The following is an 8,935-nucleotide window of genomic DNA, read 5'->3' on the forward strand; positions in this document are numbered from 1 at the left end:
GTGGCCTACCGCATGGGCCGCGCCATCAAGGCCGGCCGCGTCTGGACCAACTGCTACCACGCCTACCCGGCACATGCCGCGTTCGGTGGCTACAAGGAATCGGGCCTGGGCCGCGAAAACCACAAGGCCATGCTGGGTCACTACCAGCAGACGAAGAACCTGCTCGTTTCCTATTCGGAAAACAAGCTGGGCTTCTTTTAATCTCCCCCGCGCCGCGCCTGCGGCGCGTCACCCCACAGGGGCAACGCTGGCGGCCCGGCAAAGCCGGTTCCGCTGCGTTCTGGGTTGGGACACTTCGCGCCGAAACGGATCTTTCGTTTCGGCGTTTTCCTTTTTCGCGCAAGGAGACAAGCCATGGTTGAAAAAGTCATCGCCACCGCGGCGGCGGTCGAACTCATCGAGGTCCTGAAGACCAAACACGGCCCCGAGCTGATGTTTCACCAGAGCGGCGGCTGTTGCGACGGCAGCGCGGCCAACTGTTACCTGCCCGGCGAGATCACCATGGGCGCGGGCGACGTGTGGCTGGGCGAGATCGGTGGCTGCGGTTTCTACATCGGCAAGGCGCAATACGCGCTCTGGCGCCACACCCAGCTCATCATCGACGTGATCGACGGTCAGGGTGGCACCTTCTCGCTCGAAGGGCCGGAGGGCAAGGCGTTTCTCACGCGCTCGCGCGTGTTCACCGAGGCGGAAATGGCCGAGCTGGACGCGGAAGACCGGGCTGCCGACAGGACATCGAATCGCTGATGGCACAACGGGTGTTCCATTTCCGAACACCTTGACCCCAAAGACACCGTGGCACAGAACTTGTAGCCAGAATCGGGGGAAACAACCCCCACCGACCCGCCGCGCACGCACGCGCCGGGCGATTTGTTGGAGACACGACATGAACCCTCGCCCCACCTTCGTCCTGCGCCGCCTGAACGCCGCGCTGTTCATCGCCTTGAGCAGCGCCAGCGCGGCCCAGGCCCAGACCACCCTGCAAGAGGTGGTGGTCACCGCCAACCGGCAGGAACAGAGGAGCTTTGACGCGCCCGCGTCCATCCAGGCCGTGGGGCAGGACGTGATCGAGGCCGCCGGGCCACGGATCAACCTCTCGGAGTCGCTGAACCGCGTGCCGGGGATCACGGCGCTCAACCGCCAGAACTACGCGCAGGACCTGCAACTGTCCATCCGAGGTTCCGGTTCGCGCTCGCCCTTCGGCATCCGCGGCGTGCGCCTCATCGTCGACGGCATCCCGGCCACGATGCCCGACGGCCAGGGCCAGGCGTCGACCGTGAGCCTGGGTTCGGCACAGCGCATCGAGGTGCTGCGCGGCCCGCTGGCGCAGCTGTATGGTAACGCGGCCGGCGGCGTGGTGCAGGTGTTCACGGCCGACGGTCCGGCCACCCCCGAAGCCGGCTTCTCGCTGCTCACCGGCTCCAACGGCCTGCGCCGCTACGGCCTGAACACCGGCGGGCAGAGCGGGGCGCTCAACTACCTGGTGGACTACAGCCGTTTCGAGACCGACGGCCAACGCCCCAACAGCGCGGCGCAGCGCCGCCACCTCAACGCCAAGCTGCGGCTGCAGGCCAGCGAAGACACGCGTTACACGCTGATCGCCAACGCCTTCGACCAGCCCGAGTCGGGCGACCCGCTGGGCCTCACGCGCGCGCAGCTCGCGGCCAACCCGCAGCAGACCGACAGCCGCTCCATCGACGCCCAAGCAGGCAAGGACGTGTCGCAGAACCAGATCGGCCTGGTGGCCGAGCACCGGCTGAACCCGGACAGCGGCCTCACGGCAAGGGTGTACGCGGGCGAGCGTGACCTCGACAACCGGCTCGCGATTCCGCTCTTCGTGCAGCAGGTGCCGACCGCCGCGGGCGGCGTCGTGAACCTCGACCGCAGCTACAGCGGCGTTGGCCTGCAATACCGCCAGCGCGTGAAGCTCGGCGAGGGGCAGGTGGAAACCACGTTGGGCCTCGACCACGACCGCATGGACGAGCGCCGTCGGGGCTACATCAACAACCTGGGCGTTCAGGGCGAGCTCAAGCGCGACGAAGACGACGCGGTCAACAGCACCGGCGTCTACGCCCAGGCCAACTGGGCCGTGAACGCCGACTGGAGCGCGGTGGCCGGCTTGCGCAGCAGCCGCGTGAACTTCCGCGTGCGCGACCGCTTCATCAACGACAGCAACCCCGACGACAGCGGCAGCGCCGATTTCAGCGCGACCAGCCCGGTGCTGGGCCTCACGCGCCACTTCGGCGAAACGACCAACGTGTACCTCAACGTGGGCCGTGGTTTCGAGACCCCGACCCTCACCGAGATCGCCTACCGCAGCGAGGGCAGCGGTCCCAACCTCGCGCTCAAGGCGGCCAAGAGCCTGCACACCGAACTGGGCGTGAAAACCCGGCTCGCCGAAGGGCACCGCCTCGACGCGGCGGCGTTCCTGATCGGCACCGACGACGAGATCGTGGTGGCCTCCAGCAGCGGCGGCCGCAGCATCTACACCAACGCGGGCAAGACGCGCCGCAGTGGCTTTGAACTCGCCTACACGGGCGACCTGGGCCAGGGCTTCAGCACCCACTGGGCGCTGTCCACGCTCAACGCCCGCTTTGTCGATGCGTTCGCCTCGGCCGGCGGCGCCACCGTGGCGTCCGGCAACCGCATTCCCGGCACGTTGAACCGCAGCGTGTTCGGCGAGTTCGCCTGGCGCCCGGCGTCCCTGCCCGGCTTCTCCACCGCGCTGGAACTGGTGCACCAGGGCGGCATGTTCGTGGACGACGTGAACAGCGACCGCACCCAGGCCTACACGGTCTTCAACCTGCGCATGGGGCTGGAGCAGAAGCTCGGCGGCTGGCGCCTGCGCGAGTTCCTGCGGCTGGACAACGTGAGCGACAAGGCCTATGTCGGTTCGGTCATCGCCAACGACGGCAACCGCCGCTTCTTCGAGCCCGCGCCGGGGCGGAGCTGGAGTTTGGGAGTGACGGCGAACTACGCGTTTTCTCGCTGACGCTTCTTGCAAGTGCGGTACCTCGCGGCTGTGGCAGGCGCTGCCCGGTGGAGGCTCATCCGGGGTGGTCGGCTGCGCCGACTTCGCTGTGCCCACCCGTCTGGGGCCGGCGCGGCCAAACTCGCGCCGTTCGCTGCGCTCTCTCTGCTCAAACAGTGGCCGCGAGTATGTCAACGAAGCGCGCACTTGCGCGCCCGGCCCCAGACAGGCGGCCACAGCCACCCCGGAAAATCGCCCCCACCGGACAGCACCTGCCGCAGCATGAAATGACTTGGCTCTCCACCGTTGGTGCGCCAACCCGTTTTCTGCCAAGGCGTGTGCGCTCAGGCCGCAGTGCGTCTTGTGAGTCGCCGAGAAGCGCAGTGATTGTGGCCGCGCGCGCAGCGCGCTTCGTCAACTGATTCGTCGCCATGTCTGAGCAGAGAGAGCGCAGCGAACGCAACGAGTTTGGCGACGGGCCACGGCCGCGAGCATCGCAGGGAAGTCGGCGCACAGCGCCGACCGCCTCACTCAATCGCTGCGGCCTGAGCGCACACGCCTTGGCACGCGAGGTGCCACGAACGAACCATCAGCGAACAACGCTTGCCCGCGCCGTTGGGGCCGATCAGGGCCACCATCTCGCTCGCCTTCAGGAACAGACGGTCAGGGATCAAGGCTCGTCTTCTCGAACGTAGATCCTGCCAGCGAACCACGCGAGCCCGGGTATTGACTTGTACTGAATGTGTGGACTCCACAGAACGGCATAGCCTGAAGACGAGCGCATCCGTTTTTCGAGACCAGTCCTTGGTCGGTAGTTCGGGTGGGGGAGTGTCGTTGGTCTAAAAAATCCATTGAGCGAGCGAAACAGTGATCGGGGCGGGCCATACCGGGAAAGTCCGAAGTACCCACCCTTTGAATCTGGGAAGCGAGGATGCGGGCCACGTGAATATTCAACCCCAACGGCTCGCTGGAATCGCGTTGGGACGCCGTAGCCTGCTCGGTTTTCACGCCAGACTTGCGGGTCTGCAATTCCCCGCTTTGGTGTCAGCAACCAAAGGCCATAGGCGCGTGTCCGCTTCTTCGAAGCAGGTCTTTCCATTTCATCCGATCCCTGGTTTTTCGAGCGCGCGCAAGACCTCGGTCTGAAAATCACCCCCCTGCGAAGCCTGCATGAAGGCATCGATCGAGCCGTCAAAACGCACGGTCCCCTGGTGCAGCAACACCAGCCGGTCCGCCACCTTGGTCTCTTCGATCAGGTGCGTCGCCCAGAGCACGGCCATGCCGCGTTCGGCGCACAGGCCGCGCACGGTGTCGAGCAACTGCTGGCGCGAGGCCGGGTCCAGGCCCACCGTGGCTTCGTCCATCAGCAGAACACGCGGCTCGTGCAGCAGCGCGCGCACCAGCTCCACCTTGCGCCGCGTGCCGCCCGAGAGGTTTCGCACCACCGCCTTGGCCTGATCGGCCAGGCCCATGCGGGCGAGGCCCGCTTCGATGCGCTGCTTCGCCACCGCGCGCGGCAGGCCGTGCAGGTCGGTGTGGAACAGCAGGTTGGCCATCACCGGCAGGTCCATGTCGAGCGCGGTCTGCTGGAACACCACGCCCAGCGACGCCAGCGCGCGGCTGGGGTGGCGCTGCATGTCGTGGCCCATGACCACGATGCTGCCCTGATCGGGGCTGAAGAGGCCGGTGAGCAGTTGCAGCAGGGTCGATTTTCCCGCGCCGTTGGGGCCGAGCAGGGCGACCATCTCGCCGGCTTTCAGGCTCACGCTCACGCCTTTGAGCGCGGGCTTGCTGCCGTAGCTTTTGTGCAGGTTGTCCGCGTGCAGCGGCAGGGTGTCGGTCATGCGGGGATCGGGGGTGGGGCGCCGTTCAGGCCGGCTTGGCGAGCAGGTTCATGCGCGCGAGCAGTTTCTTTTCGCGTTCCACCGTGGCCAGCACGGCCTGGCGGTAGTCGCGGGTGTTGAGGTAGTCCAGCGACTGATCGTACTTGGCGAGCGCGCTGGTGTGGCGCTCGTGGTACATGGCCTTGTGGAAGGCGTCGTGCAGTTTCTGGACCACGGCGGGCGGCGTGCCGGCCGGTGCGGCCAGGCCCCAGGGCGAGGTGTAGATCGCCTGCGGGTAACCGAGCTCGCGCATCGTGGGCGCGTCGGGCCAGCGCGGGTTGCGCGCGGCGTTGAAGGTGGCGAGCAGGCGCAGCTGGCCGCGGTCGACCCAGGGCGCGAAGCCGGTGGAGTTGACGCCGGCCATGATCTGCGCGCCGGCGATCGCGAGCATCTGGTCGGCCGTGCCTTTGTAGGGCACGTGCACGTAGCTCACGTTGTGCTGCAGCAGGATGTCTTCCATCGCCAGGTGGGCGGTGGTGCCGATGCCGGTGGAGCCGAGGATGAGTTCGCCCGGGTGTTTGATCGCCCAGTCGATCAGCTCCGTGGCGCTCTTGAAGGGGCTGCTCGCGGGCACCAGCAGGCCAAAGCTCACGCCCGAGACCTGCACGATGGGCGCGAGGTCGGCCACCGGGTCCCAGGGCACGTGGTTCATCAGCGCGTGGCGGTACACGGTGATGGGCACCTGGCCGATGGTGTGGCCGTCGGGCTCGGCCGCCTTCAGGGCCGGCGCCACCAGCGTGCCGGCCGCACCGGGCTTGTTGACCACCACGATGGGCTGGCCCAGCAGCGGCTCGGTTTCTTCGCAGAGGATGCGCAAGGTCAGGTCGGTCTGCCCGCCGGCGGGCCAGGGCACGATGAGCTGCACCGGCTTGCTGGGCCACGCGGCGGGCGGCGTCTGGGCCAGCGAGCCGAGCGGCAACAGGCTGCCGGCGCCCCAGGCGAGCAGGTCTCGGCGGCGCACGCCGGTCGGGGGACAGGGCGGTGGCAGATCGGTGTGGGGCTTCATCGTGGGCAGGGGAGCAATGGGGCGCATGGGTGGCTGGCAGGCAAGTTCTGTTCCCGTCTGACTGGCATCATTTTTGCGGCAATCGGCTTTGCCGCAGGGCTGTCGCGTGACAGCACAGGGTTTCTCCCTACGTGGTGCGCATCCCGGCAGGCGTTTCAATAACCCATTCCAAAAAATCAAGGAGACCGACCGATGGTTGTTTCGACCGCCCCTTCTTCGCCCATGGCTTTGCGCACGGCCCTGCTGGCCGCTGGCCTGTGCACCGCCTTCGCCGCGGCCCACGCCCAGGGCGCGGGCAAGGTGTATGTGTCCAGCGAGAAGGACAACCAGATCCATGTGTTCAACGCGAGCGGTGAGCGCCAAGGCGCCATCGACGTCTGCAAGCGCCCGCGCGACATGTCGTTCAGCGCCGACGGTCAGCAGATCATGGTGGTCTGCGGCGACAGCAACGCCCTGGGTCTGGTGAATGTCGCCACGGGCAAGCTGACCGGCACTGTTCCATTGGGGGACAGTCCCGAGATGTTCGACCTCAGCCCCGACGGCAAGACCGCCTACGTGTCGATCGAGGACGAGAACGTGATGGCGGCCTACGACATCGCGACCAAGAAGCCGGTGTTCGAGGTGAAGACCGGTGGCGAGCCCGAGGGCGTGCTGGTCACGCCGGACGGCAAGACGGCCTATGTCACCTCCGAGGTCGCCAACGTGGTCCACGTGATCGACCTCGGCACGAAGAAGGTCACCAAGAACATCAAGGTCGGCAAGCGCCCGCGCCGCTTCGTGCTTTCGCCCGACGGCGCCGAGCTGTGGGTGACCAACGAGCTCGACGCCACCGTCAGCGTGGTGGACACCAAGACCCACACGGAAAAGCAGAAGGTCAAGTTCGAGGTGAAGGGCATGCGCCAGGCCGACATCACCCCGGTGGGCATGGCCATGAGCCCGGACGGCAAGAGCATGTGGGTCGGGCTGGGCAGGGCGAACCACGTGGCCGAGGTGGACGTGGCGAGCAAGGCGGTGAAGAAGCAGATCCTGGTCGGCAAGCGCGCCTGGGGCCTGGGCTTTTCGCCCGATGGCAAGACCCTGTACGTGGCCAACGGCCTGTCGGACGACATGACGCTGGTGGACACGGCAAGCGGCAAGGCGATCAAGACGGTGCCGGCCGGTCGGGTGCCGCACACCGTCCTGGTCAGCAAATGAACCACCCCCATCACTTGCCCACTTCGTTGGGCCGCTCCGCCCCTCGAGGGGCAATGCCTGTGGCCCGGCGAAGCCGGTTCCACGGCATTCTGGGTTTTGGTCTGTGGCGCTCGGCGGGGTTGGCGTTGTTTGGCTTGGCTGGCTTGTGTTCTTTGCCTTCTTTCGCGGCGACCAAGGTCACCATCGCGGTGGTCTCGCTGGACGGCGACCCGCGCCACGCGCCGCGGCGCATGGAGAAGGGCTACCCCGGTCACCCGACCGGGCGCGCCATCGACGGCGTGACGCTGGCGGCGGCCGATTCGGCGTTCGAGCTGGACGCGGCCGGGCTGGAGCTGGTGGTGAAGGACGTGGTCTTGCCCAACGCCGCGGCACTGCCCAAGGCGCTGGCCGAGCTGAAGGCGTTGCGGGTGCAGCACGTGGTGGCCGACCTGCCGCTGGCCGAGTTGCGCGCGCTGGTGCAGGCCGCACCCGCTGCCTTGGGCGGGGCCATCGTGTTCAACACCGGGCTGGACGACGACAGCCTGCGCGGGGCGATGTGCGCCGCCCACCTGCTGCACACCGCCCCGAGCCGCGCCATGCTCGCCGACGCGCTGGCGCAGTACCTCGCCGCGCGCAACTGGCGCAAGGCGCTGCTGCTGCAAGGCCCCCTGTCGGCCGACGTGCCGATGACCGAGGCCTTCAACCGCTCGGCCAAACGCTTCGGCATCAAGGTCGTGGCGCAGAAGCCGTTCAAGCTGACCGGCGACCCGCGAGAGCGCGACCTGGGCAACACGCGCCTGCTCACGGGCGACCGAGAGCACGAGGTGGTGGCGGTGATGGACAGCGACGGCGAGTTCGCGCGCCTCCTGCCCTACGCCACACAGTGGCCGCGCCCGGTGGTGGGCGCCAACGGCCTGGTGGGCACGGCCTGGCACCCGCAGTGGGAACGCTACGGCGGCCCGCAGCTCTCGCGCCGCTTTGTCAAGCTCGCGCAGCGACCCATGCAGGGCCCCGACTGGGCGGCCTGGGCCGCGGGCCGCGCGGTGGCCACCGTGCTGGCCGAGAACCCCAAGGCGCCGGTGGCGCAGCAGCTCAAGGCACTGCGCGGCGGCAGCACCACGCTCGACGGCTTCAAGGGCCGAAACCTCTCGTTCCGCGCCTGGGACGGCCAGCTGCGCCAGCCGCTGTTCCTGAGCCACGTGGACGGTGTCGTGGGCACTGCGCCGCTCGACGGCGTGTTGCATCCCAAGGACGTGCTCGACACCCTGGGTGTCGATGAACAGGAGAGCGCATGCAAAGCGCGGCCGTGAATCCCGCAGTGGCGCCTTCGCTGCCCCTGCACCTGCTGCGCGCGCTGCGCGCGGTGGTGGGCCGGGAGCTCAACCGCTTTCTGCGCCAGCCCACGCGCCTGGGCTCGGCGCTGGTGCGGCCGCTGCTGTGGTTCGTGGTGTTTTCGGCCGGCTTCAACAACGTGTTCGGCGTCGCCATCGTGCCGCCCTACGAGACCTACATCGAATACAAGGCCTACATGGTGCCCGGCCTGCTGGGCATGGTGGCCCTGTTCAACGGCATGCAGAGCTCGCTCTCGATGGTGTACGACCGCGAGATGGGTGTGATGCGCCTGCTGCTCACCGCGCCGCTGGCGCGCGGCTGGCTGCTGGCCTTCAAGCTGCTCGCGGGCACCTGTTTGTCGGTGTTGCAGATGGTGGTGTTCCTCGCCATCGCCTGGGCCTTTGGCGTGGAGGTGCCGCCGGCGTTCCTGCCTGGCCTGCTGATCGCCATGGCCTGCGGCGCCACCATGCTGGCCGCGCTGGGGCTGATGCTCTCTGTGTACGTGAAGCAGCTGGAGAACTTCGCCGGCACCATGAACTTCGTGATCTTCCCGATGTTCTTCATCAGCCC

Annotated in this window: 9 protein-coding genes; 6 read left to right on the forward strand and 3 right to left on the reverse strand. The window is 67.7% G+C overall.

The genetic code is table 11. The features are described 5' to 3' along the window. From IV088_RS25150 to IV088_RS25160, 3 genes are all read left to right on the forward strand, one after another. Positions 1-201: aldehyde dehydrogenase family protein (locus IV088_RS25150; RefSeq protein WP_291107544.1), on the forward strand; the 201-nt coding region annotated here is incomplete at its 5' end. A gap of 153 nt (positions 202-354) precedes the next feature. Continuing rightward, entirely contained in the window at positions 355-747 is a 393-nt protein-coding gene (locus IV088_RS25155; protein ID WP_291107546.1) for a DUF779 domain-containing protein, read from the forward strand. A gap of 139 nt (positions 748-886) precedes the next feature. Beyond that, complete coding sequence (locus IV088_RS25160; RefSeq protein ID WP_291107548.1) at positions 887-2,992, forward strand: TonB-dependent receptor; 2,106 nt, start codon at positions 887-889, stop codon at positions 2,990-2,992. Positions 2,993-3,498: 506 nt separating this feature from the next. Here IV088_RS25160 and IV088_RS25165 read toward each other — a convergent pair. The 3 genes from IV088_RS25165 to IV088_RS25175 all read right to left on the reverse strand — a co-directional run bounded on the left by IV088_RS25165 (position 3,499) and on the right by IV088_RS25175 (position 5,887). After that, positions 3,499-3,645 (reverse strand): hypothetical protein, encoded by a 147-nt coding sequence (locus IV088_RS25165; protein ID WP_291107550.1) that lies wholly within the window; start codon positions 3,643-3,645, stop codon positions 3,499-3,501. A gap of 426 nt (positions 3,646-4,071) precedes the next feature. Then, a complete protein-coding gene (locus IV088_RS25170) occupies positions 4,072-4,815 on the reverse strand; it encodes an ABC transporter ATP-binding protein (RefSeq protein WP_291107552.1) in 744 nt (247 codons plus the stop codon). Positions 4,816-4,840: 25 nt separating this feature from the next. Beyond that, positions 4,841-5,887 carry a tripartite tricarboxylate transporter substrate binding protein gene (locus IV088_RS25175; protein ID WP_291107554.1) on the reverse strand — a complete coding sequence of 349 codons (1,047 nt, stop codon included), beginning with the start codon at positions 5,885-5,887 and terminating at the stop codon, positions 4,841-4,843. Between the two features lie 165 nt (positions 5,888-6,052). Between IV088_RS25175 and IV088_RS25180 the strand changes: the two genes are divergently transcribed. The 3 genes from IV088_RS25180 to IV088_RS25190 form a co-directional block, all read left to right on the forward strand. Then, positions 6,053-7,054: a PQQ-dependent catabolism-associated beta-propeller protein gene (locus tag IV088_RS25180; protein WP_291107556.1), complete on the forward strand. Its 1,002-nt coding sequence runs from the start codon at positions 6,053-6,055 to the stop codon at positions 7,052-7,054. Positions 7,055-7,206: 152 nt separating this feature from the next. After that, complete coding sequence (locus IV088_RS25185; RefSeq protein WP_291107558.1) at positions 7,207-8,343, forward strand: branched-chain amino acid ABC transporter substrate-binding protein; 1,137 nt, start codon at positions 7,207-7,209, stop codon at positions 8,341-8,343. Beyond that, the coding region (locus IV088_RS25190; RefSeq protein ID WP_291107560.1) for an ABC transporter permease at positions 8,325-8,935 on the forward strand (611 nt) is incomplete at its 3' end. The genes IV088_RS25185 and IV088_RS25190, both read left to right, overlap by 19 nt.

The sequence above is a fragment of the Hydrogenophaga sp. genome (genome assembly GCF_018780075.1).
GTDB lineage: Bacteria > Pseudomonadota > Gammaproteobacteria > Burkholderiales > Burkholderiaceae_C > Hydrogenophaga.

Excerpts from the sequence above, each read along its gene's own strand:
- IV088_RS25155 (WP_291107546.1), top strand. The coding sequence starts at position 355 with ATGGTTGAAAAAGTCATCGCCACCGCGGCGGCGGTCGAACTCATCGAG.
- IV088_RS25160 (WP_291107548.1), top strand. The coding sequence starts at position 887 with ATGAACCCTCGCCCCACCTTCGTCCTGCGCCGCCTGAACGCCGCGCTG.
- IV088_RS25170 (WP_291107552.1), bottom strand. The coding sequence starts at position 4,815 with ATGACCGACACCCTGCCGCTGCACGCGGACAACCTGCACAAAAGCTAC.
- IV088_RS25175 (WP_291107554.1), bottom strand. The coding sequence starts at position 5,887 with ATGCGCCCCATTGCTCCCCTGCCCACGATGAAGCCCCACACCGATCTG.
- IV088_RS25180 (WP_291107556.1), top strand. The coding sequence starts at position 6,053 with ATGGTTGTTTCGACCGCCCCTTCTTCGCCCATGGCTTTGCGCACGGCC.